Origin of the sequence: Streptomyces sp. NPDC056231, assembly GCF_048270745.1 — a bacterium.
GTDB lineage: Bacteria > Actinomycetota > Actinomycetes > Streptomycetales > Streptomycetaceae > Streptomyces.
Map to the genome: position 1 here is coordinate 1 of NZ_JBLVKW010000100.1, position 23855 is coordinate 23855.

General features: G+C 67.9%; 19 protein-coding genes and 3 pseudogenes. 10 read left to right on the forward strand and 12 right to left on the reverse strand.

The genetic code is table 11. From position 1 onward, the window contains the following. Positions 1-54: 54 nt before the first annotated feature. Positions 55-2829, reverse strand: coding sequence for a PQQ-binding-like beta-propeller repeat protein (locus ACNPQM_RS38955; RefSeq protein ID WP_418087679.1), 2775 nt, complete (start codon positions 2827-2829; stop codon positions 55-57). Positions 2830-3373: 544 nt separating this feature from the next. After that, positions 3374-3556, reverse strand: a complete 183-nt coding sequence (locus tag ACNPQM_RS38960; protein WP_418087680.1) for a hypothetical protein — start codon at positions 3554-3556, stop codon at positions 3374-3376. Between the two features lie 249 nt (positions 3557-3805). Here ACNPQM_RS38960 and ACNPQM_RS38965 point away from each other — a divergent pair, with 249 nt between their 5' ends. The 3 genes and pseudogenes from ACNPQM_RS38965 to ACNPQM_RS38975 form a co-directional block, all read left to right on the forward strand. After that, entirely contained in the window at positions 3806-7198 is a 3393-nt protein-coding gene (locus tag ACNPQM_RS38965) for a PQQ-binding-like beta-propeller repeat protein (protein WP_418087681.1), read from the forward strand. Positions 7199-7272: 74 nt separating this feature from the next. Continuing rightward, a complete protein-coding gene (locus ACNPQM_RS38970) occupies positions 7273-8580 on the forward strand; it encodes a hypothetical protein (protein ID WP_418087682.1) in 1308 nt (435 codons plus the stop codon). A 36-nt stretch (positions 8581-8616) separates the two neighbouring features. Further along, a pseudogene (locus ACNPQM_RS38975) lies at positions 8617-8721 on the forward strand (IS5/IS1182 family transposase); the annotation flags it as partial. Between the two features lie 462 nt (positions 8722-9183). Here the strand turns inward: ACNPQM_RS38975 and ACNPQM_RS38980 are convergent. The 4 genes from ACNPQM_RS38980 to ACNPQM_RS38995 form a co-directional block, all read right to left on the reverse strand. Beyond that, positions 9184-10008 carry an enoyl-CoA hydratase/isomerase family protein gene (locus tag ACNPQM_RS38980; RefSeq protein ID WP_418087683.1) on the reverse strand — a complete coding sequence of 275 codons (825 nt, stop codon included), beginning with the start codon at positions 10006-10008 and terminating at the stop codon, positions 9184-9186. A gap of 193 nt (positions 10009-10201) precedes the next feature. Beyond that, the gene (locus ACNPQM_RS38985; protein WP_418087684.1) at positions 10202-10705 is read right to left on the reverse strand and encodes a lipocalin-like domain-containing protein; all 504 of its coding nucleotides are present in this window, start codon (positions 10703-10705) and stop codon (positions 10202-10204) included. A gap of 72 nt (positions 10706-10777) precedes the next feature. Next, positions 10778-12355, reverse strand: a complete 1578-nt coding sequence (locus ACNPQM_RS38990; protein ID WP_418087685.1) for an aldehyde dehydrogenase (NADP(+)) — start codon at positions 12353-12355, stop codon at positions 10778-10780. Beyond that, the gene (locus ACNPQM_RS38995; RefSeq protein WP_418087686.1) at positions 12352-12981 is read right to left on the reverse strand and encodes an isochorismatase family cysteine hydrolase; all 630 of its coding nucleotides are present in this window, start codon (positions 12979-12981) and stop codon (positions 12352-12354) included. The genes ACNPQM_RS38990 and ACNPQM_RS38995 overlap by 4 nt, the downstream gene beginning before the upstream one ends. A 172-nt stretch (positions 12982-13153) precedes the next feature. Between ACNPQM_RS38995 and ACNPQM_RS39000 the strand changes: the two genes are divergently transcribed. The 3 genes from ACNPQM_RS39000 to ACNPQM_RS39010 all read left to right on the forward strand — a co-directional run bounded on the left by ACNPQM_RS39000 (position 13154) and on the right by ACNPQM_RS39010 (position 16312). Continuing rightward, on the forward strand, positions 13154-13744 hold the full coding sequence (locus ACNPQM_RS39000; protein WP_418087687.1) for a TetR/AcrR family transcriptional regulator: 591 nt from the start codon (positions 13154-13156) through the stop codon (positions 13742-13744). A gap of 395 nt (positions 13745-14139) precedes the next feature. Then, positions 14140-14793 (forward strand): DsbA family oxidoreductase, encoded by a 654-nt coding sequence (locus ACNPQM_RS39005; protein WP_418087688.1) that lies wholly within the window; start codon positions 14140-14142, stop codon positions 14791-14793. Positions 14794-15400: 607 nt separating this feature from the next. Next, a complete protein-coding gene (locus ACNPQM_RS39010; RefSeq protein ID WP_418087689.1) occupies positions 15401-16312 on the forward strand; it encodes an SDR family oxidoreductase in 912 nt (303 codons plus the stop codon). A 239-nt stretch (positions 16313-16551) separates the two neighbouring features. Here ACNPQM_RS39010 and ACNPQM_RS39015 read toward each other — a convergent pair. After that, positions 16552-16677: pseudogene (locus tag ACNPQM_RS39015) on the reverse strand (DUF6192 family protein); the annotation flags it as partial. Between the two features lie 252 nt (positions 16678-16929). Next, entirely contained in the window at positions 16930-17094 is a 165-nt protein-coding gene (locus ACNPQM_RS39020; protein ID WP_418087690.1) for a muconolactone Delta-isomerase family protein, read from the reverse strand. Between the two features lie 466 nt (positions 17095-17560). Between ACNPQM_RS39020 and ACNPQM_RS39025 the strand changes: the two genes are divergently transcribed. Further along, positions 17561-18316, forward strand: coding sequence for an SDR family NAD(P)-dependent oxidoreductase (locus ACNPQM_RS39025; RefSeq protein ID WP_418087691.1), 756 nt, complete (start codon positions 17561-17563; stop codon positions 18314-18316). A gap of 104 nt (positions 18317-18420) precedes the next feature. Beyond that, positions 18421-19293 (forward strand): ABC transporter substrate-binding protein, encoded by an 873-nt coding sequence (locus tag ACNPQM_RS39030; protein ID WP_418087692.1) that lies wholly within the window; start codon positions 18421-18423, stop codon positions 19291-19293. Positions 19294-19493: 200 nt separating this feature from the next. Here ACNPQM_RS39030 and ACNPQM_RS39035 read toward each other — a convergent pair whose 3' ends face one another. From ACNPQM_RS39035 to ACNPQM_RS39045, 3 genes are all read right to left on the reverse strand, one after another. Continuing rightward, positions 19494-19925 carry a nuclear transport factor 2 family protein gene (locus tag ACNPQM_RS39035; RefSeq protein WP_418087693.1) on the reverse strand — a complete coding sequence of 144 codons (432 nt, stop codon included), beginning with the start codon at positions 19923-19925 and terminating at the stop codon, positions 19494-19496. 350 nt (positions 19926-20275) lie between these two features. After that, positions 20276-20644, reverse strand: coding sequence for a hypothetical protein (locus tag ACNPQM_RS39040; RefSeq protein ID WP_418087694.1), 369 nt, complete (start codon positions 20642-20644; stop codon positions 20276-20278). Between the two features lie 184 nt (positions 20645-20828). Beyond that, positions 20829-21002, reverse strand: coding sequence for a hypothetical protein (locus ACNPQM_RS39045; protein ID WP_418087695.1), 174 nt, complete (start codon positions 21000-21002; stop codon positions 20829-20831). 690 nt (positions 21003-21692) lie between these two features. Between ACNPQM_RS39045 and ACNPQM_RS39050 the strand changes: the two genes are divergently transcribed. Further along, positions 21693-21923 (forward strand): hypothetical protein, encoded by a 231-nt coding sequence (locus ACNPQM_RS39050; protein WP_418087696.1) that lies wholly within the window; start codon positions 21693-21695, stop codon positions 21921-21923. Positions 21924-22042: 119 nt separating this feature from the next. Here the strand turns inward: ACNPQM_RS39050 and ACNPQM_RS39055 are convergent. After that, a pseudogene (locus ACNPQM_RS39055) lies at positions 22043-22380 on the reverse strand (HAD family hydrolase); the annotation flags it as partial. Between the two features lie 480 nt (positions 22381-22860). On the opposite strand from ACNPQM_RS39055, the gene ACNPQM_RS39060 reads away from it, so the two are divergent. Beyond that, the gene (locus ACNPQM_RS39060) at positions 22861-23505 is read left to right on the forward strand and encodes a DsbA family oxidoreductase (RefSeq protein ID WP_418087697.1); all 645 of its coding nucleotides are present in this window, start codon (positions 22861-22863) and stop codon (positions 23503-23505) included. Positions 23506-23855 lie beyond the last annotated feature (350 nt).

Genomic DNA, 23855 nt, shown 5'->3' on the forward strand with positions numbered 1-23855 from the left:
GGCCCGGCGGTGTGCCGGGCCCGCAGTCGGCTCGGGTTCGGTGCGGCAGGAGCGTCAGTCGCGGGCGGTGAAGGCGTAGAGGTTGCCGTCCCAGGCACCGATCAGCAGCGTGTTACCGGTGACGGTGGGGGTTGACAGGATCGGAGCTCCGAGGTCCAGGTCCTGGAGCTTGGCACCGGTGGTCTTGTCCAGGCCGTACAGGTGGCCGTCGGTGCCGCCGATCCACAAGGTGTTGCCGCTGATGGTCGGCGAGCCGACGAAGGCCCTGCCGCTCTGGAAGTCCCAGAGCTTGGTGCCTGTGATGGCGTCGAAAGCGGCCACGCGGCCGTTGGTGAAGCCGGCGTAGACGGTGTGGCCGTCGACCGCGGCAGAGGCACCGGGCTGGCCGGCGTCATCCTTGGAGACTCCGGTGCTCCGGTAGCGCCACAGCTCCTTGCCGGTGGTGGCGTCCCGGGCCAGGAGGACGTTACTCATGTCGGTGGTGAACACCCGTCCGTCGGCCACCACGGGAGTGGAGTGGTGGACGCCGCCGACGGCTCCGGCAGAGACCAGCTGCTTACCGGTGGTGGCTTCGTAGATGCGCAGGCCACCGCGGCTGTCGTGGACGTAGACCTTGCCGTCGACCACGGTGGGGGTGCTGCTGTTCCACCAGCCGCTGTCCACTGCGGAGTTCCACAGCTGCTTACCGGTGGCAGTGTCCAGGGCGACGAGGTGGCTGCCCGTGGTGGTGTAGCCGAAGTAGTAGACGGTGGAGCCGGAGACGGTCGCGCCACCGTAGGCATAGCCGTCGTAGCGGCCGGTAGCCGAGGAACCTGGGAGGGTGTAGCTCCACTTCGCCGCGCCGGTCGCCGCGTTCACCGCAGTCAGGGCGCCACGCATCTCGGTGACGTAGACGGTCCCGTCGTGCACCACAGGCGTGGACTGGACCAGACTGTCGGTGGCGAAGTGCCACTTCGTCCGGCCGGTGACGATGTCGACGGCGTCCACGCCGTTGCCCTTGGCCCCGTCGGTGTCCCAGGTGCCGATGTACGCGGTCCCGTTCGCGACCACCGGGGAGGACATGCCGATGGTGGAGCCGGTGCGATGGGTCCAGGCGTTGGTGAGGCTGCCGGAGCCGAGGCTCCCGGGCTGCACTCCGGTGTGGAGGGCGTCGCCGTGGAACTCGGGCACGTCTGCGCCCGGGCGCACCTGTACGGCCTTCTGTACGACGGTGAAGCGGCTCGTTGTGGACCAACTGCGGCCCGCGTCGTCGAATGCGGTGACCTTGGCAGTGTGGTCGCCGAGCGCCAGCTCACGGGTGTCCCACGGCGCCGACCACGAGAACTTGCCGATGGGGCGCAGCTTCTTGCCCTCGTCGCCGTCGATGCGCACCTCGACCCGCGCCACATGGCTGGAGGTGTTGTAGGAGTCCACCTGGAACTCGGCACGGCCCTGGCCGACCTGGGAGCCAGGTGCAGGCGAGGTGACCGCGATCGTGTGGTCCTGGTTGAACATTCGGAACTCGGCGGTCAGCTTGCCGTCGCGCATCGCGATCTCGCGGAAGCCGATGGGCGAGTGGTCGTCGTTGTAGGTTGCCGAGGCCGTGTTGTACTCCACCGCGCCGTCCAACAGGTGGGAGTCGGTGAAGTTGGTGTGCATGTGGCCGTTGAAGAAGGCCTTGACGTCGTACCCCTTGAGAAGTCCGAGCAGGGAGTTGATCTGCCCGGTGGAGCCGCCGGGGTCGGGGGTGTCCAGCGGCTCGTGGAGGCTGACCACGATCTGCTTGCTGCTGCCGTCGGCGTTCCTGCCGTTCAGCTCCAGATCCTGCTTCAACCAGGCGAGCTGCACCGGATCGCCAAGCCCGCCGTTGTTCTCGAGCTGGACGAAGTGGGTGTCGCCGTAGTCGAAGGAGTACCAGGACGGCCCAAGCAGCGCGCGGTAGTTGGCGAGGCCGCTGTCCCCACCGCCGTGGTCGTGGTTGCCCGTCAGCGGCCAGATCGGGAGCTTGGAGTCGGCTGAACCCTTGAGGTATGCCTGCCAGTGGGAGGGCGCGCCGTCGCCGCTGAGGTCTCCGGTGGCCAGGACGAAGGCCGGCCGGGTCGGCAGGGCGGCCATGTCGTCCAGCTGCTTGGCGAGCTTGCCCGGTGTGACGCCGTCACCGTCCGCGGGCGCCTCCGGACCGTCGGGGCTGGTCACGTGGGTGTCGGTGATCTGGGTGAAGGTGAAGTCGCGCCGCTCGCTGGCCTTGTCACGCCGCAGATCGAAGTTCTGGGTGATGGTGGTGTCGGCCTCGGGCGAGCCGAGGTCGCGGTAGAAGCGCTGAACCCGGTTGCTGCCGAGGGTGGCCGAGTAGCCCCGCGGCATGGTGATGTTGACGATGGTGCGGGTCCACTGGTTGAGGTCGGCGGAGAACGTGTAGTGGCCGTTTCGGTCGGTCCGGACGATGGTCGCGCCGTCGGAGACGGACACACCGGGCAGCCCCGGCTCGTTCTTGTCCTGGATGCCGTTGTCGTTCTTGTCCTCGAAGACGGTGCCCTGGACGGTGGCATGGCGCGGGGGGCGGGGGGCGATCTCAAAGTTCACCGGCGCGGCGAGCTGCTGATACCCGTCGTTGGCCAGCAGCCACGCGGAGTAGGAACCGGCGGGCAGACCGGAGGTGTCCAGGGTCACGGTCCCACTGGCGTTCGGGACGTAGACCCAGGTGAGCGAGGCCCCGTCGCCAGGCTTGCGGCCCGCCTGGTAGATGCCGATCCAGTTCGTGGCACTGGGAGCGTCCGTGGTGTAGCTGAAGCTGAGCTTCTCACCGACCTGCGGCTGCTGGGTGTTCAGGATGAGGGTGGATGCGCTCACAGCCGACTGGGTGCTGTTGATCGGTGTGGCAGATGAGACCGGCGAGCCGATCACGGCGAGGACAACTGCGCAAGATCCAGCCAGTACTGCGGATCGGATACGGGGAGAGGGCACGCTGCGCTCCTTGCAATAGAGAGAGTTGTCCGGACAACTCTGCTGACTGCAGGAGATCCGTGGCAGGTGTCCGGTAGGTGTTGCAGCGGCATACCACGCACGATGATTGCGTGTCTCCACAAGACGGCCTTTCGGGCTGAGTGCAGCGGGCGGTATGTCAGCCCATCCGAACCTGTCCAGCTCGTCCGGCACTCGCCGCCCGGACCAGCTCAACTCGACCATCCTTGCGCGCACCATCAGATCGCACTGCGCCTTGCACGCTCGCGACAGTCGACGCACAACCCGCTGCTCGTTCTCGTCACGGCTCGGCAGGAGGTCACCCAGGCTGACGTCTTCCTCGCATGGCTTGCCGTCCGGTGCCGCGCAGTGTCAACCGGCCGCAACGGCCTGAATGCGGAGGGGGCGAGATTGCCGGTTCCTCGCTTGGAGTTCATCGTTCGACGCGCATCTTCAGCGTTCTCCAGGCGTACGCCTCCGGGCCACCTTCCTGGAAGAGGACCGCGACCCGGTTCAGGGTGTGGTGGGGCAGGGGTGGCGCACGACGGTCGGTCTCGGCGGCCTTCATATCGGCCAGCACGGTGGCGACGTAACGCAGTTGCGGCCGGGCGTACATCCCGCGGGGGTGTCCGGGTCCGCCGGCATCTCGTAGCGGACGCTGCGCACGGGCAGTACCGACGGCCGCCCGATCTGGCAGTGGAGGGCCGAACGGTGTTCATCGGTCTGCTGTGTGACGGTTTGCGGGCCGGACTGCGGGGTGATGTCGGGACCTCACGCGTCCTCGGATGAATTCCCCGGGACCGTTCGATGAAGATCGCCTTCTCTGGGATCCGAAACTTGTCCAGTCAAGCTAGCTTCCTTGCCCATGAGATTCCTCCGCAGAGCCGCAGGACTTGTCCTTGCGCTGCTCTCTTTCATCCTGGGCTTCTGTGCGCAGCCCGCCGCGGCGCATGTGTCGCCGCAGCACGGCGAAATCGTCATTTCCACCAAGAACGACGTCACCAGCGGGCGGCTGATCGTCCACCGTGACGTGGTGTCACCGCAGAACGCGGGCGCCTGGGCCTCACGCCTGCTGAGCACGTCGAGCTGCCCCGCCACCGGCTCCGGCGTCGCCGGGGACTCCGGCGGCGTACCTGGCGGCGTCGTGGTCGAGCTCGCGTGGAACTGCCACGTCGACAAGCTCGACCTGAGCGCCATGCTCAAGCAGGGCGGGCTGACCCAGGTCATCGCCGAGTTCGACGGCACCACCGTCAACGCCAACGCTCAGACCCCCGTTGTCGACGCATCGGGCGCCCACGCGCTTCCCACCTTCCCGTGGGCATCGGTGGCGCTCGGCATCGCGCTGGCCGCCGCGCTGCTGCTCGCGGTGTGGCAGATCCGCACCGGGCGGCTCCAGCTCGCCCAGGTGGCCGCCAAGGTCGGCGCCAACCGCAAGCGGGTCAGGCTGGCCGCTGTCGGCGCGGTCGCGCTGTCCTGCCTGGCTCCCCAGGTGGCCTCGGCGGCGCCGCTCCTCGATGACGCAGCGGCAACCGCGAACACCGTCGCCGTCACCGGCACGGTCTTTGAGGACACCAACGGCAACGGCAAGCGCGACGCGGGCGAGGCTGCGATGTCCGGCGTCGACGTCACCGACGGCTCCGTCTGGGCCACGACCGGCCCCGACGGCTCGTACGCCCTGCAGATGGACCCGACCCGCCGGGAGACCGACCTCATCAACATCGTCTCCCCGAACGGCTACACCCCCGCACTGCGCGACGACTCCATCCCGCAGTTCTTCCACAAGGTCCCGGAGGAGGGCGGCTCCGGCATCGACTTCGCCCTCGTCAAGGACAAGAACGCCGCCAACCCCACCGAAAAGTGGGTGATGAACTCCGACATCGAGGTCAGCAACACCACGGACGGCGCCGCCGAGAGCGCGTCGAAGTGGTGGCCCAAGCAGGTCGAGGCGATGTCCGAGGTCGACGGCGCCACCATGACGATCACGACCGGCGACAACACCGTGACCGACTACGCAGCGGAGCCGCGCCGCCAGGGCGGCTACGACATCCTGCGCAAGGGCCTGACCGAGGGCAAGCTCGGCATGCCCTTCTACCCCGTGGTCGGCAACCACGACGTCGGCGGCACCGCCACCTCCAAGGGCTATGGCGGCAGCATGGAGTACTACCGCCGCAACCTCGGCCCGGAGTGGTACAGCTTCGACCGCAACGGCCGTCACATCGTCGTCCTTGAGGACAACTACGACTCCAGTGGCCTGAAGCCGCAGCTGGAGTGGCTGCGTGAGGACCTCAAGCGCCACGCCGTCGGCAAGCAGGTGCTGGTCTTCGCACACCGCTCGCTGTTCACCCAGTGGGGTCCGGGGGCCGGCATGCAGCCGACCGTCGACGAGCTGTCGAAGTACGACGTGCGGATGTTCGCCGCGGGCCACAACCAGCAGGCCGAGTACCGGCGTGGCGCCTTCAACCGCTCGGTTGAGATCAACAACCAGGGCGAGTACGGCATCGACGGTGCCCGCGCGGACTTCAAGATCCTCGACTTCAAGGGCATCTACGATGACCCGAGCACGAAGCGCAACGAGGACACCGGCTATGTGATGGGCACCCACCGCCAGTTCGACGTCCGCAACGCGGTCGGGCTGGTCAGCCCCGCCCAGGGCAGTATGCACGGCAACAGCGCCGGAATCCCGATCGAGCTGTACACCGAGGACGCCGGTCGCACCCCGGCCACGGCCTCGCTGACCATCCGCGACTCGCGCGGCCATGTTGCCTGGCACAAGGAGCGGATGAAGTTCGGCAGCAAGGTCCGCAAGACCGGGATCGAGAACTGCTACACCGCCCCCGGCGGCACCCCGGAGCCCTGCCCGGCCGCCCGGACCTCCTGGACCCGGATCAGCAGCAGCCTCCCCGGCATGCGGCCGGACACCTACACGGCCGAGATGACTGCGGTCGACACTCGGGGCAAGGCGTGGCCCACCGTCACCAACACCTTCACGGTGGTGCCTGAGGGCAAGATCGCCGAGCCGAAGGCCGGCCAGGACTGGCTGCGTCAGGGTCGCGACGAGGCGGGTCGCTCCGCCAGCGCCGACGACCCGGGCACCGAGCTCGACCTGCAGTGGGCGGCCAACACCGGCGAGCAGTTCAACCTCAACGGGTCGGTCGTCGTGGACGGCAAGGTGATCGTCTCCTCCAGGGCGTTCGACTCGCCGCACCACATGATGCTGGCCTACGACATGAAGTCCGGCCGCGAGATCTGGCGTACCTATCTGGACGGTGACGCCGAGTCAGCACCGGCGTACCACGACGGCAAGGTCTACATAACCACCGCCGTCGGCCGGATCTACGCGCTGGACGCCGAGGACGGCCACGTCGTCTGGCAGAAGATCGAGGACGAGAAGCAGTACGGCGACACCGTCCGCCGGTACGGCCGGGCCGGTGGTCCGGTCACCGTCTTCGACCTGAACGCCGAGCAGCGCACCGTCGCCGTCTACCAGAACTGGAGCAAGGTCGAGTGCCGTGACGCCAAGACCGGCGACCTGCTGGGCGGCTTCAACGGCGCGACGAGCTGGGGTCAGTTCCACAGCACAGCGGTTCGCCAGCCCGGCTCCGACATCGCCTACCTGCACACCGCTTCCAGCAACACGGTGGTCGCCATGGACCTCGTCGGCTGCCGCCAGCTGTGGACGAAGGACACCAACGGCGACATCGCCAGCCACTCCTCCCCGGCCCTGACCGACCCGGCCAACGGGGACCCGCAGCTGGTGACGATGACGAACAGCGGCGTCCGCGGGCACAACCTCAGCACCGGTGCCGTGCAGTGGCAGTCCCCGCTGGGCGGCGGCAGCGGCTGCGGCGAGAGCGGCCCCGCCCCGCTGACCAGCCCTGCGATCTGGGGCACCACCGCCTACATCGCCAGCCGCGACGGAGTCATCCGGGCCTACGACACCAGCGCGGCCGACCCGTCCAAGCCGATCTGGGAGACCAAGGTCGGCTACCAGCCCGGCAGGAGCCCCGTGGGGTGCACCGGGAACCTCAACTCGCCCGCGATGCACGCCCTGGTCACCAAGGACCTGGTGTACGCGGGCACCCGCGACGGCCGCCTGGTCGTCCTGGACCGCGCCACCGGCAAGCTGCTGACCGAGTACAACCTCGGCGCCGGCGTGACTTCGGCGCTCTCCGTCAGCGGTGACTACGTCTTCGCCCTCACCGACGACGGCTCGCTCCACGCACTGGCCGCCCGCCACCTGCGCGGTAACGACCACTGATCAACCGTCCGCGGGTTGCCTCCCCCACCAGGGGAGGCAACCCGCGGCGCTCCACTCTCGACGGGACCACCACTGTGCACACCCTCCACACCGCCCGCAGCCGCGCCGCCCGTCTCGTACTGATCGGCCTGGCCGCCGCACTCTCACTGCTCAGCGCCGCAGGCACGGCCGAGGCGCACCCCTTCGGCACACCACCAGTGGCCAAGGTCAGGGCCGAAGGCCACAACGTAGAGATCACCTGGTCGGCCCAGAGCAACGACCTGGACGTCCTGCACCAGGCGGCCAAGGGAGACGAGGCAGCCTACCTCGGCTCACACATCACCGTGCGCCAGGACGGGCGCGCATGCCGACTGGGCACAGTGGACACCCAGCAGCTCGCGAGCAAGGGCGCCGTAGTGCCCTACACCTGCCCCGAACCCGTGAACACGGTCGCCCTCACCATCACCGCGCTGACCGACGTCAACGCCGCCTACCGCACAATCTCGGTAACGGACAACGGCGGCGGACTGCACACCTCCAACGACCCCACCTTCACCCTCACCCTAAGAGGCGCCGACAACCCCGGCACCACCGCGTCCACAGCACCAACGAGCGTGTGGACCACAGACCTCGCGGCACTGCTGGACCACGGCGTCGTACTCCCAGTGGCCCTTCTCATCTCGGCCACCGTGGGCGCCTTCCACGCCTGCGCCCCCGGCCACGGTAAATCGCTCGCCGCCGGATACCTCGTAGGCGCCGGAGGCAGGACACGAGACGCAGTGTGGCTCGGCGCCATCGTCGCCGTCATGCACACCGCATCGGTCGCCGTACTCGCCGTGGGCTGGTGGCTCGCCGCCAAGCAGGCACCGAACGTCGCAGCAGTGACGAACTGGCTGCAGCTGATCGCAGCCCTCGTTGTGGTCGCCGTGGGCATCAACCTGCTCCGGCGCCACCTGATCAACCGGAAGCACGGACACGGACACGGGCACGGGCACAGCCACGATCACCGGCATGACCATGGGCACGACCACGACCATGGCCACAGTCACCACATCCCGACATACAAGTCCCTGCTCACCTGGCACGGCATCGTGCTCCTCGGCACATCCGGCGGCCTGCTCCCCTCCCCCTCGGCGTTCCTCGTCCTGCTCACCGGGCTGCTGACCGGCCAGGTCGGCACAGCGGTCGCGATGGTGGCGGCGTTCGGCGTCGGCATGGCGCTGACCCTGACCGGCGTCGGCCTTGCGGCACTGCGCGGTCGCGATGCCTTCCTCGCCCGAGCTTCGACCTCGCCCGTGCTGCGCATCTGGAGCACCCGCGTCCCGATCGTCGCCGCCTGGGCCGTCGTCATCGGCGGCACCGTGGCATCCACTGTCGCCGCCGGCAACATCCTGGCCTCGTGACCCGAGGCAACGAGCGGCCCCGCCCGCCAACGCCCCATCCCCGGTGCGGACCACCACCGGACACCCGCAAGGGTGCGACGCGCGCTGGGCTGCTTCCGGCAGGCCGTGGTCATCCTGTGCTGGTTCATCGACGGCACCCGGGGCCGGCGACACCCACCGATGTCGCCGCAGCCCTGACGGTTGGGGCCACCGCGGCCATGGTCGATACCGTCCCGCTACGAGCCGACGAGTCCGGGACCTCGCTCCCCCACCGAGCCGCGTCGGCCGACACGACCGACCGGGGAACCTTGATCACCAGGGCCTACACCGGCAGACCGGCATGAGGACCGCGCAACCGCTTCACCGATCTCGCACCCCGCACCACACCATCTGTCCAACCCCGTGCGAGGGCCGCAGTCGCCGCCCAGGCCCCCGAGCGCATCAAACCGTGGGCCGGCACCGGCTACCGTCGAACCGGGCTGCCCAGCTCCTGCAGAGACTGGCCCCCGCCTCTGGCCTACGCCGCGGCTCCGGTATGCGTCGGCCAGTGGTGATGCGGGCCAATGCTCGCGAGGTTCCCGAGCGGTGCCGCCCGCGTCCTGACAAGTTCTTCGGCGCGTGTCGTCAGGAGGAGTGGGCCACGTGTCGGCCGAGGTCGCGCTCGACGCCGTCCGGTCGCTGCAGGCCGCCGTCGAGGAGCCGCTTGACGCGGTGGGCGTTCTCCGGTCGGCCGGAGGTGCGGAAGAAGGCCGCCAGTGCCGTCCCGAACTCCTCGACGGGAGGCTGGGTGACCGCGTCGACCAGTGCCTTGGTCTCTCGCACCGCCGCCTTGTCGAAGCCGGCGATCCGACGGGCGAAGGCGTCGACGAACTGCTCCAGTTCGTGCTCCGGCACGACACGGTTGACGTAGCCGTACGCCGCTGCGAGGTCCGCGGGAAAGTCGTCGGCGCCCAGAAGGATTTCGAGGGCGCGTCCCCGGCCCAGAAGGCGGGGCAGCCGACCGCTCGGATTTCCCCCGGGGACCGATCCGACGCCGACCTCGAACTGTCCGAGGATGGCGCCCGGTCCGGCGAAGCGGATGTCAGTCGCCAGGACGAACTCGCTGCCGGCTCCGCGGGCGCGGCCGTTGATCTCGCTGATGGTGACGGCGGGCACTTTGCCGAGCCGGTAAAGGTTGTCGGCGAAGGGATGGAGGCCGGAAGGGGCCGGCTGCATAGCGGCCACGCGGGAGCGGTCCGCCAACATGTCCCAGTGCGCCATGAAGAAGTCCGGGTTGGCGCTGCGGAAGACGACGACGGTGAGATCGGTGGACTGCTCGATGCGGGTGACCAGTTCCGCGAGCTGCTCGATGGTGTCGGGGTCTATCAGGTTGATCTCGCCGTTGGAGAAGGTCACCTTCCAGTAGGACGGGCTGATCTCCTGGACGGCGAACTGCTCGTGGGTGCTCATGAGCTCGATCCTGTCTGGGGGTTGGATAGGTACGTCGGGTCGAAAGACCCGCTTCGGAGAGGAGTGTGTTCAAGGCGGGTGACCGCCGATGCCCTGCCGGGCCGGTCACGTGATCGAGGACCGGGCAGGTGCGTCGGGCGCGTACCGCGAGGAGGCAGAGGCAACTGTGCCGGGTGTGCCTTGAGGGATGGGCTCAGGCGCGGCTGGTAGTCATGCCGGCCTTGCTCCAGGTGAGTTCGGCTGTGCTTTCCGCACCCCACAGGCGGGTGGGAGAGGCGACGCTCAGCTTGAGGAGTGGGCCGTCGAAACTCACCTTCCGGACCTGGGACCGTCCGATCCAGTTCGGGAAGAGGCTGGTGGTGACGTGGTGTTCGACGGTTGTGGGGTCGACGACTTCGAACGGCCCGCCGTAGGCGACGTAGTCGACCGCTGCATGGGCCAGTTCATCGGTCGTCGCGTCCTCGAGACGTGCTGATCTCAGGGGTGGGCGGTCGCCGCGCCCCAACTGGGCGGACATGTATCCCTGGGGTGTATAGACGATCAGGCCGTAGGGGGTGGGGCCGAGGGGGTGGATGACCTGCCCGTCGGTGCTTCTGACGGTGTAGGACACGAGTTGCCATGCACCGAGCAGCTTCTTGCGGACCTCTTCATGGGCCTTGCGTTCATTCCCTGCGGCCGCTTGGCCGGTGATGGTCATGGAAGAGGCTCCTTTCATTGCAGGAGAGCGAACGGGCCCGTGCGGTTGAGCGAGCGGGGCCTGTGTCGACGGTCAGTGCTGGGACAGCTCTCCGTCGACGAGCCGCCACAGGTGCAGCGGGTTCGCCTCGCGCAGCGGTTGCGGCAGGAGGTCGTCGGGGAAGTTCTGGTAGGTGACCGGACGTATGAACCGCTCGATCGCGCCCATGCCCACGGATGTGAAGCGGCTGTCGGAGGTGGCCGGGAACGGACCGCCGTGGGTGGAGGCGTAGGAGACCTCCTGCGGTATCGAGAAGGCGTTGAACACGATGCGGCCGGTGCGGCGCTCGAGTATCGACAGGAGTTGTTCGGCGGCGGCGTTGTCGGCGGCCTCGGCGTGCAGGGTGGCCGAGAGCTGTCCGCGGAAGGCGCGGGCCACCTCAAGCAGTTGATCCATGCCGGTCAGCCTGACCAGCAGGATGGCGGGGCCGAAGACCTCTTCGCGCAGGACGGGGTCGGCCAGCAGTTGTTCACCGGTGACCTCGTACAACAGGGACTGGCCGTCCCACGCGTGAGCTGGCACCGGTCCTGCGCCGATCAGGGTGGCGCCGCCGTTCTCCATACGCTGCGCGTTGCGGACGTAGGAGTCGTGGATGCCGGGGCTGAGCATGGTCCGTGCGGCCGCCTTCTCCACCTCGGCGATCGCTGCGTCACGCAGTTCCTGGAAGCCGCGCCCATCGAAGGCGAGGAGGATGGCGGGCTTCAGGCATGCCTGCCCGGCGTTGTACATGGCGCGCTGGGCCAGGCCGCCACCGATCTCCGCACCGCGCGCCGCCAGGGCGGCGGGCAGTACGAAGGTCGGGTTGACGCTGGTCATCTCGGTGAACACGGGGATGGGCTCGGGACGCTGCTGAGCCCGGTGGTAAAGGGCCATGCCACCGCCCTCGGAGCCGGTGAAGGTGACCGCCCGGACCAGGGGATGGTCCACCAGCGCCTCACCGATCTCGTTGCCGGCGCCACGGACGAGGGAAAAGACGCCTTCGTGCAGTCCCGCCTCGGCAACGGCCTCCTGGATGACACGGCCCTGGATCTCGGAGGCGCCGGGGTGTGCGTTGTGGGCCTTGATGACGACGGGGCAGCCTGCCGCCAGGGCTGAGGCGGTGTCGCCGCCCGCCACTGAGTAGGAGATCGGGAAGTTGCTGGCGCCGAAGACAACCACGGGGCCGAGGGCCACCTTCTGCAGCCGGTGGTCCATGCGCGGCGTGGGCTGGCGGTCCGGCTGAGCGGTGTCGATGGCCACCTGGAGGAAGCGGCCCTGACGGACAACGGTGGCGAACTTGCGGAACACGCCGGCAGTCCGTACCACCTCGCCCTCGAACTGGGCGGTGGGCAGGCCGGTCTCCAGCGAGGCACGGGCGGCGAGTTCGTCCTTGACCGCCTCGAGCTTGTCTGCGATGAGGTCGAGGAAGGCAGCTCGCTCGGCCAGCCCGGTGTGGCTGTAGCTGTCGACAGCCTCATCGGCAAGGCGGACCGCGCGGTCAACCTCGGCCGCGCCGCCGAACGCGAACTCGGGCTCGATGAGTTCTCCGACAGCCGGGTTGAACGCCTTCATCGTTCCCGCTGTGGCGGGCACGCCCGCCCTTCCGATCAGCAGATTTCCGGTCAGTGTCATGCGCGCGCTCCCTTGAATGCGGCGGTGAGCTCGTCCGTGGTGGTGATGGAGTGGGCGTAGGTGGGACCGTTCAGCTCGTGCGCGGCGTGCATCATCTCGGGCAGGAACGCCGCGGTGGCGTCACGCACCAGCGTCACGTGGTAGCCCAGTTCCATAGCGAAACGGCCGGTGGACTCGATGCAGGTGTTCGCCAGCAGGCCGACGACCACCACGTGGGTGATGCCGTGCTGCTTGAGCTGGAAGTCGAGGTCGGTGTTGGCGAACCCGCTCTGCCCCCAGTGCTCCTGGACCACGATGTCGCCGTCCTGCGGCTGAAAATCGGCGTGGAACTCCCCGCCCCAGGTGCCGCGGGCGAAGCTGTGCCGCTCCATGATGGCGCGCTGGGTGGGGTTGGGGTGATCCCACCTCTCGTAGTCACCCGGTTCCCAGCGACGGTGGGGAACGAACACCATGCGGACGCCGCTCTCGCGGGCGGCGGTGACCAGGGTGCGCAGATGCTGTAGCAGGCCCACCTCCTCCGCTACAGGCGCCAAACGCGGCCAGATCTTGCCGCCCTCGGACAGGAAGTCGTTGTAGGGGTCGACCAGCAAAACGGCGGTGTGACGGGGGTCATTGGTCCGGGACACGGTTCAGCTCCCATCTGGATTACGAATAACATCCAGATTCAGGATGTTGCTCAACATCCTAAAAGTCAACTAACCAGCACCGAATCGCACGTACGAGACAAGGGTGTATGATGCACATCATCCAGTTTGCGCGGTGATTGTGCCGCACCACTCGACGGAGGGCAGGGCTGGCATGGGCCACTCACAGGCGGAGAAGGCGGCGAGCCGCGAACGAGTGCTGCGGATCGCATCCCGCAAGGTCCGCGCCGAAGGCGTCACCCGCCCCGGCATCGCGGACCTCATGAAGGAGGCCGGGCTTACCCACGGCGGCTTCTACAAGCACTTCGACTCACGTGACGATCTGATCGCCCAGGCGACTGCCGTCGCCCTGGCCGAGGGGTCGGCGAAGATAGAGCGGGCGACACGGAAGAACGATCAGGATCCACGGGCCGGTCTCATCGACGCCTACCTCGCGAAACAGCACCGCGACGCGCCGGCCACCGGCTGCGCACTGGTCCCCCTCGGGGCCGCTGCGGGACGCGGAGACCAACACTTCAAAGAGGCCTATGAGAAGCAGGTCCGCACGTATCTGGAGCTGATTGCAAGCCTGGACGGCAACACCGCAGATGCCCGGGCAGAGGCGATGGTCACCCTTGGCGCCCTGGTCGGCACCGTGCTCATCTCCCGGGCCATGGCCGACAAGAACTTCTCCGACGAACTACTGGAGACAGTCGCCGACCAACTCAAGCGACGCGCGTCAGGAACCCTACCTCCCGCCGCTTGACGCATACCCCAGGCCCAGGTTCGGTACGGTCCAGTCAGGTCTCGGACCGCAGCCGGCCCAACACGACCTGTACGCCGGGTTCCGGTTCGGGGCGGCGGCCGCCACAGCAGCGCCACCGCGCGACGCGACCGCTGCGGCGACACGGCATCCCGGGCGACAGCGAGGGCCGGCGAGGGAGACCCAGTCCGATCCCCTGGAGCGCTCGACCGGTCACCAGGTAGCCGATGCCCAGCGGCAGCCCCGCAAGGACGCAGCCGGCCAGTGGCCGCTAGAGGTACCCATAGGCATTTCCTAGATGACCGGTCTATTATAAGCTGAGTCTTGTTTTCGGGGAAGGCGCGCAGATGGCCTAGGCCCGCAACAACACATAACGCAGCGGCAATTGGAGTTTCCTCGTGCACACATCGACCTCCCCCGAGCCTTCTACGCCTGTCGACTTCTGGTTCGACCCCGTGTGCCCGTGGACCTGGCTGACCTCCCGCTGGATGCTGGAGGTCGCCAGGACCCGGCCCGTCAAGGTGTCCTGGCACGTCATGAGCCTTTCGGTCCTGAACGAGAACCGGCTGGACGAACTCCCCGAGCACATCCGGATACTGATGGGCGAGGCATGGGCGCCGGTACGCGTCCTCACCGCAGCCGCCGCCATCCATGGTCCCGAGGTGCTCGAAACCCTCTACACCGCCCTCGGCACCCGCTACCACCTCCAGCAGCAGCCCAAGGACCGCGCCACGCTGGTAGCCGCCCTTCGGGAGACCGGACTGCCCGTGGATCTCGCCGACGCCGGCGACACAGATCGTTACGACGAGGAGCTGCGGGCATCTCACCACAGGGGAATCACCCTGGTCGGCCAGGACGTCGGCAGTCCCATCCTCGCCGTCCCAGGTCAGGAAGCGGGCAGCGACCCCGTTGCCTTCTTCGGCCCTGTCGTGAACCCCACCCCCAAGGGGGACGACGCCGCCCGACTGTGGGACGGCGTGCTCGCCGTCGCGTCCACGCCGAGTTTCTACGAACTCAAGCGGACGCGCACCAGCGCGCCCGATTTCGGCTGAGCCACACGCGCATGGCGGATCGGCGCGCCAACCGCCCTATCGGCACCCCACCTTGGACAAGACTTACCCAGGGATGCCTTCGGGCCTGCCAGGCTCATCAACGGCCGACCGGCCGGGATGTAAGCGTTCGTTGCTGAGGTCGCCGTCACCTTCGTCCCCGGTCCTCTCCGTAAGCAGTCATCTCATTCGGCAAGCCTGCGATAGCAGATGAGGGTGCAGGCGATGCCGGTGAGAAGCTGTGTCAGAACCGGCGATCCGTGACGTTCTGTAACGCCGACCTAGAAGGGCAGCTACTCGGTAGGTGCTTTTCATCCTCAGCCATGGCACGGCGCCTCCCGTGGGCTGCGCAGTGACCCACGCGAGGCGCCGCCGGGGAACTTGGTCGAACCCGCGTTCCTGGTACAGCTCCAGGGCCGCCTGCTGAAGGCGGCGTCGCGCTTCTGCTCCGCTCCGTGACACGCCCCGAGGATACCGAGCGTGTCAGTGACTGGCGCTACTTGACGTCAGTGACTGAGACTCCGTAGCGTTAGTAGCCGACCGTTCAACTAAACCACTACCTAGTGCCAGTGCCAGTGCCAGTCACTGGCGTCAAGCGGGAGAGTGTTCCATGCATGTCTTTGTCACTGGCGGTTCCGGCCAGACCGGCCCCGCAGTCATTGCCGAGCTCGTCAGGGCCGGCCACACCGTCACCGGTTTGGCGCGCTCGGATGCTGCCGCCGACCGGCTGCAGTCACTGGGGGCCGCACCACACCGCGGTTCCCTGGACGACATCGACAGTCTGCGCAGGGGCGCCGAAGCCGCCGACGGCGTCCTGCACATGGCCTACGGCGCCGACTTCTCCGACCTCGACGGCATAGTGAGGCGCGACCGGACCGCGATCGAGACACTCGGCCAGTCGTTGGAACACTCGGGCAAGCCGCTCGTCGTCACCTCGAGCACCCTGGTCATGCCCGTCGGCCGGGAGGCCACCGAGAAGGGCGAACCTGACACGGCCGGGATCGTCGCCTTCCGCATCTCGAGTGAGCAAGCTTCTCTGGGCTTCGCCACCCGGGGAGTGCGTGCGAGCGTGGTTCGCCTCGCTCCTACCGTCCACGGTCCCGAGGACCGCCTTTTCATCCCCATGCTCATCGCCACCGCGCGAAAGACCGGCGTCTCGGCATACGTCGGCGACGGCGCCAATCGGTGGCCTGCGGTGCACCGGCTCGACGCGGCGGTTCTCTTCCGTCTGACAGTGGAAAAGGCACCTGCAAGCAGCGTGCTGCACGGAGTGGCCGAAAGCGGCGTCACCCTGAAGAGCATCGCCGAGACGATCGCCCAGGGCTTGGACCTGCCCACGGTCTCACTGACCCGCGACGAGGCCGCCAAGCACTTCGGAAGCCCGTTCATGGCCACCGTCTACGGCCTCGACGCCCCTGCCTCCGGTTCGCACACTCAGGAGCTGCTCGGCTGGTCGCCCACCCACCCGACACTCCTCGAGGACCTGGAGCACGGCGATTACCTGGCCATGCAGACCTCCTGACCCCTCATGAGCGACGCCGAGCGCCGTTGACAGGTCGGCGCGGCCCCGACGCAAACGAGCGGTCCGCCCCGGCACACCCCGGGCTCGGCGCTCACCTCTCAAGCCCGCCCAGACCTGCGACGGCGTGCGCTGCGTCGCCCCGCACATCTGCCCGAGTGTCAGCCCCGCTGGCCGCGCCTCCTGCAGAGCCTCGCGTACCGCCTGGCCGTGCATGAGGGCGGGCAGGCCCGCCCTCATGGCTACTGGCCCCGCAGCAGCTGGGCAAACTGTTCGTCCAGATCGACCTGCCCGGTTGCGGCCGCGGTCTCGATCCAGTCGGCCGTCGCGCGGATCTTCTCCACGTGGTTTTCCAACGCCTTCATCTGGGCGTCGGTGAACTAGGGCGTGTTTCGGGACCAGCCGGGCGGCGTCGGCGATGAACCCCCGGCAGACGGCGATGAGGTCGTTGTACTCCATCGACTTCCGCCAGCTGTGGACGATGCGGGCCGGGTCGTCGAACGGTTCGCTCTCTTCGGCGAAGGTTTCCTCGTACTCCTCGTCGAACTCGTCGTCGCGCCCGCCGCACGGGGCCGGCTGGGGCCGGCTCCGCCCTGTGGAGCGATGCCGCACCGGAAGGCTCAGCCGGTCTGGCCTGGATCGTTGGGGTGTGACTGCACGGCGGTGATCACCGCGGTCGCCCAAGGCCACATGGGTAGGCTTCCGAGCACCTTCTCACGCAACTCCGCCTCGTCGGCGGCGCGCCACACGCCGACCATGTCGTTCGCCTGCACGACGTCCGGCACGGCTGTGCCACGCTGCTCACCGTGAGCATCTCCACCGCCGCGGTCCGCAAGGTCAGTCCGAACTCCTGCGCCTGGGCGCCCCCGCGATGATGCGGACCCGCAAACATCCCAGGGGGGACCATGCGCACCCGACTCAGCGCCGCCGTCGTGACCGCGGCCACCCTGCTCGCCCTCACGGGCTGCGGATCTCGGAGCTGACCAGCCTGCTCGCCCCCGGCGACGCGCGCCGCTGACCTTTCTGTCACCGGTGTGCCCTACCGTGGAACCACACCACGGCCAGACGCTTACCGCCGTCCTCCGCCGCCCCGAGCGCCCACGCCGCGGGGGGCGACCTGCGGCAGATCTGCTGCGGGCGACCGTCGACACCGTGCTACGGGGCGATCCGCTCAGCCGGCCCCGGCACCGACGGCGCAGGACTTCGGGCGGTCATTCCGACGGCCCGCGATGATGATCAGGAGGTGGGCTCGTGACTGGGGCAGACGGCCGGGTGGCATTGGTGACAGGGGCCAGCAGCGGAATCGGTACGGCCACCGCGGGTCTCCTTGCCGCGCGAGGGATGCGCGTGGTGGTCAACTACCTGCACAACACCAAGGCGGCCGACGAGGTCGTGGCCGACGTCGAGGCCGCAGGCGGGCAGGCCATGGCCGTGCAGGCCGACGTGCGCGAGGCAGCGGCCATCGAGAGCATGATCGAACAGGTCCAGGCGGCGTGGGGCGGCATCGACGTGCTCGTGCACAACGCGCTGATCCCGTATGTGGTCAAGTCGTTCCAGGACATGACGTGGGAGGAACTGGGCGGCAAGATCGACGCCGAGATGCATGCGGCGTTCGCGGTCACCAAGGCCGTACTGCCCGCCATGAGCGAACAGGGCTGGGGACGCATCGTCTACATCAGCACCGGCCTCAGCCGTCGGCCCCGGGCGGGCATGATCGCGCTGGGCGCGGCCAAGGCCGCCCTGGAGCAGTTCGCCCGTTACCTCGCCCAGGAACTGGGCCCGCAGGGCATCACGGTCAACATCGTCGCAGGCGGCCCGGTGGAGGACACCCGCATGGGGTCCGCGCTCAACGAGAAGATCAAGCAGCAGCAGGTGGCCCTCACCCCTGTGGGCCGCCTGGCACGCCCGGCCGACGTCGCCCAGGCGGTCGCCTTCTACGCCGACGAGGACAACTCCTTCATGACCGGCACCACAGCCGCGGTCAACGGCGGTATGTTGATGGACTGACGGCCCGACCCGTATCCGCCGCACCATCACCTCAGCACCATACGCCGCGCCGTCCCGCGCCCGTGCAGGACGGCGCGGCGATGGCAGGATCGAGGAACGGCTTCATGTACAGGATCGATCTCGCCTACGTCGGGCGGGGCCTGCACGAGGAACTGGCCGCCTACATCGCCGACCAGCAGGACTACTACGCCGACGAGGGCGTCCACGTCGCACTGCGCGACGGCTGCACCTGGGACATCGAACGGCTGCGCCGCTGCGCCACCATCGGACTAGGCCGGGCACTGCTCTCCCGCCTGACCGACGGCATCCCGTGGGTCGCCCTCAACGTCAACACCTACCACCCGCTGTTCTGGTTCCTCGCCCGCCCCGGCCTGACCTCCCTGACGGACCTGGCCGGCCAACGACTGGCGGTACACGCCCCCCACACCCCACCCGGGTGCTTCGCCCGGATCGTGCTGCGCAAGGCCGGCCTCGACCCCGACCGCAATGTCGACACCGTCGTCCGCTCCCCCGGCGACTACGGCATGGACCTGCGCCGACTGCGCGAGGGCAGGATCGACGCCGCCTACGTCGGCAGCACCATGGCGCCCGAGGCAGTCGCCGCCGAGCAGGGCTGGCAGGTGCTGGCCTGGGTTGGCGACCACTTCCAGATCCCCACCGTGGGCGTGGCCGTCGACCCCACCTACATCGACCCGGACGCCCCCGCGGTCCAGGCCGTCGTACGAGCCCACCGACGCGCCCTGCAGGTGATCCACAACGACCCCGACACCACCGTGCGGCACATGCGGACGTTCCTAGGCGGACAGACCGAGGACGAAGTCCGAGCCCACTACGAGACGTTCATCGCGCCATACTTCACCACCGACAGCCAAGCCGACCTCGCGGTCGGCGACAGCGCGATCATCGAGGTCGCCGCCGAACTCGATGTCCCCGCCACCGTCACGGCAGCCGAGTTCTACCGCACCGCCACAGCCTAGAAGCCCGGCGACGCCGAGCTGCCAAAGCGCGGACAGTACCTCAAGACCACCCACGCAGAGACCCCCACGGCGGCTCGTTGGCCAGGAGCTGGAGGCGGCTGTGCGACCCCGAGTCGACACTCGGGCCACGCCACACCCACACGACAGAAACACACTCATTTGCCAAAGCCCGGAGCCCGCGTCAGCAAGCTGTCACAGCCTCATGAACGATCGAATCCAGCCCTGGGGCAGGCCCTGCCAATTTCCCTGCCCGGCATCGGCTCAGCGAGTGCTGTCCGCCATTCAGGCGCACCGAAGGCGTCCGCGAAGTACTGCGTCTCGTGCACCACATGCCCGTGGGCAAATTCCATAATGCTCACTGAGTAGGTGGGCACCCCGTCGTATGTGATGACACACTCGCTCACCCACAGATCCCCGCCGCCAACGACCCGGTGGACGGTGAAGTGCCGACTGGCAGGGTGCCCGCCGCGTTGCGCCGAAATCGTCGCGCGGCCCCGGAATCGTTCACCTGACTGGGGGTAGTCCAGGATCGCGTCCGCAGCGTAGATGGCGTGCTCGGCTTCGGTATCCCCACGTTCCGACGCCCGCCAGTGTTCCTCGACTGCGGCCCTGGTCCGGATGTCAGCATCCATCGCACTGTCCCCTCTGTAGGCGGCCGGAGCGATCCAGGGGACCTGGGAACGCTTCGAGGCTCCCCAGGACACCGGGCCGTTGAACGTAATGGGCAACGGTGACAGCGTACGTCGCCGAGGCAGCGACTCACCTTTAAGGACACTGCGGATCAAATGACCCGACCAAGGTGACCAAGCATCACGACCAAGGGACCGGAGAAGACCGAAAGTCCTGACAAACACGCCTCCGATCCACTGCAGAGAGCTACTTGTCACTTCCCCGTAGCTTCGCCAGTGGAGTGCCGTGATCCCCGTGGGTTCAAGGAAACCGAAGGTCCTTCAGCCTGAACCCACAGGTCCACCGGTCTGCTTCAAGCCGGTGCATCCGTGGGTTCGGTTGGAACACGAGGATGCTGTGCAAGCCGAAGAGCTTCGGTCGTGACATCGGCGTCGACCTGCGCCTGTGTTCTGTCGCCGTACTCGAGGACGTCGTAGTCGTCGTCCAGGTTGGCGAGTCGTTCGACCAGAGGCAGCTCGTGCCCGAAACAATGGTGGATCCGGAAGGCCAGCTCGCGTGGTGTCAGCTCACCGGCCAGCATCCGGGCGGCAAGTGCGCGCGCGGCGGCTTCCTGTCCGGCAACGCTGCCCGCTGGGTGGAAGGTGAGGCCCAGTTCGTCGAGTGCCGCGGGAAGGAGATCGTGGACGCCGTAGTCCGCCTCCGCGCGTGTGCACGCGGCCAAGATCCGTAGGGCAGGACTGTCGAGGCCGGCAACGAGTGCATCACAGGCAGCAGTGACGACGTCGGTTGCGCGGATCTCGCCCATGCTCCAGAGAACGGCACGATCCTGAAGCCGGCGGGCTGCTGGTTCGGTCGACGGCATCTACTCATGATCTCGTCAGTGCGTCGAGCGGGTCGAGTGAGTTTCATTGCGATGCCTCCAGGTGCCGGACGTCACCGCAGATGGTGCCGTCCGCAAGCCCCGCCGAAGCCCGCGCGAGAACGAACCCGGCGAGCACGTCGGTCTCGAACTGCTCCAGTTCCCCCGCCGAGACCGGATCGCGGAACTCGCGCAGGTCGCGTACGGCTGCCGGCGCCAACCCGAGCCTCCTCGCCTTCACCCCGATCACAGATCGATCGGACGAAGTGAGAACGCTTCAAGAATCCTGAAGTTGCGTCACCAACTCGAGGAACACCCCAAAGAGACAAAACATCCTGGTCATGGGGACAAGGACTCAGCAGGGCTCAGGGGAACTCGCGGGATGTCGCTCAGTACGCGAACTGCGTCAACGCCCTCACGGGCGACACACCGGGCAAACGCGACCGGCCCTCCCGATGACGCGCGATCGGTCCATTGTCCTGCAGAAGCGAGGGGAGCCGACCGTGGGCCGTCCGAGGAGGGCAGCCACCCGGCGCGGCGGCCCGGCCCTTCTCGATGCACAGACATCCCACACGGGTGAGGTGCGCCCCCGGAGCGTCACCGCCGAAAAAAAGGGGGCATCAGGGCGGATGTCACGGGCTCGGGCCGGGCCCTCGGCCTCTGACCTGCGAAATTAAGGATTGAGTAGATCTCCGTCCAGGGTGCTGGAGGGGTCATGTGCTACTAGCGTGAATGCCGTGACAGTTGCAACCGAGGCACGCTCCGGGCGGCAAGGCTCCCGGAGGGTGGGAACCGATCATCTGCGAGACGTGCTCCCGCCCCAGCGGTGACCTCTGCGGACCGCACCGCATACGAATGCGCTGCGGCCATCACCTTGGATCTTCGGTGGTGGAAGGAAAGGTAAAGACTCATGCGAGCACCTCATATCAAGCGTTCCCTCGCTGTAGCAGCTGCCGGTGTGATGCTGGTCGGCGGCGCCGCTGTCGGCGCCGCGGGTACGGCCGCGGCCGCTCCTGCCCATGCGACCTACGGGGTCAGCCAGTCCTACGGCGCCCACGGCGGCGGCGGCGGTTACGGCGGCGGCGGCGGCTACGGCGGCGGCTACGGCGGCGGCTACGGCGGTTACGGATTTGGTTACTGAGCCAACTTTGGGAAAGGTGAACGTGACGGCCCTCTCGAACGAGGGGGCCGGCTTCATGGCGCCTGAGCCGGCGTCGGCTTGCCGGGCGCACGCGGCCCCGGCACCCCGGTGCGCATCGGCGCACTCAGCAGCCCCGGGGACGCCTCCTTCAGGTTCCCGAGAACCGTGCGCCGGACCGCCGGTTCGATCGGTGCGGCGGACGGGACCGCGAGGACGTGGCAGCCCGCCGCCTCCGCCGAGGCGACGCCCGTGGGGGTGTTCTCTATGGGGTGTTCTCTACGGCCACGCAGGCGGCCGGGGCCACGCCCAGGGCCTGGCAGGCGGCGAGGTACAGGTCGGGTTTCGTGCGAAACGTGTCATCGGCGGTGACCGTGGTGGTGAACCGGCCCGCGCCCAGCGACTCCAGGGCCTTCACGACGGTGTCGGCGACGTGTCGCGGCGAGGCCGTGACAAGGGCGGCTCCGCGTAGCTTCTACTGCTCTGGGTTGCCAGCGAGGCGGTAGACGGCTCGATCGGCGTCGACGCGCTCGATGACTTTGTCGGCCTCAACGGCTACGCCTACGCCGACAACAACCCCGCCACCCAGTCCGATCCCACCGGCATGATGTCGCCGCAGTGCAGGGACTCCAGGAACGCCCAGAGTTCCGGGCTCTCAGACTGCCGATCCATACCCGTAACCCTGGCACACGACGTCATGTGCCAGCCATGTCCTCAAGCTGAAGCGACCGTCCGCAATCCCGCCAAGCCTCGGCCGCCAGCACCTTGATCGCCCGGACTAGTCATCACGCGCCAGTTCCCGGATCGCCTCGGCCTTCTCCTGCGCGGTGACAGCGAATAGACGTCCGGTCATCTATTATGTCTCCAGTCGACTATCCGATTCGCCGGGTGGCCGAACAGTCACAAATGGTTATCAAACCCATGACGGGAGATGTCGAACATGCGTGTCGAAATTTGGACTGACTTTGCCTGCCCCTGGTGCTACGTCGGAAAGGCTCGCTTCGAGAAGGGTCTCGCTGCCTTCGCTCACCGCGACCAGGTGGCCGTGGTGCACCGGTCGTTCGAGCTGAATCCCCAGGCGGAAAACGGCACCGTGCCGATCATCGACGCGGTCGCCGCACAGTACGGGCGCACCCGTGAGCAGCAGGTCGCCAGGGAAGCGCAGGCTGCGGCCATGGCCCGAGAAGTGGGCCTGGGATTCCGCATCGGTGGGCGCGTCTTCGGGAACACCTTCGACCTGCACCGGCTCATTCATTTCGCCAGGACTCGTGGCCGGCAAACCGAGCTCATGGGCCTCGCCTTCCAGGCGAACTTCGCGGAAGAGCGTTCGGTCTACGACCGGGACACTCAGATCAGTCTCGCTGTCGAAGCGGGGCTGGATGACGTGGAGGCGCGAGCAGTGCTCGACGACCCGGATGCGTTCGCTGAAGAGGTGCGGGCCGATGAGCGAATGGCGACTGACTTGGGCGTCGCCGGCGTGCCCTTCTTTGTGCTGAACCAGCGTTACGGGGTGAGCGGCGTTCAGTCGCCGGAGGCGTTCACCCGGGCGCTGGACCAGGCCTGGGCGGACCGATCGGCAGCGTGAGGGCTTCGGTTTCAGAGGCCGGGGCCACGGCGGTCGCACGGCCTGAGGTGCCCTGACCGCCGGGCCGACTACTACAGGCCGTGTTTTGAATGTGCCTCGGTCCCTCGTCCTGCGTTGGGATGATCTCGGTGTAGGGCGAGGGAAGCCTTCTGACAAGCAGTGGTCCGTGCTGGAGTCGTTGTGGCAGGCACCCCGCGCGACTCCCTCTATGTTCTGGACGTCTTCTACGACCGCGACGGCGGCCGCCGCCCGGAGATTGTCAATCCCCTGGAAACGTAGAGGCCTTCCTTACGCGGCTTGGTCCTGCTGATGGTGCTCGGCGCGTGCTTCGCTGATGGTGCGTTCGAACT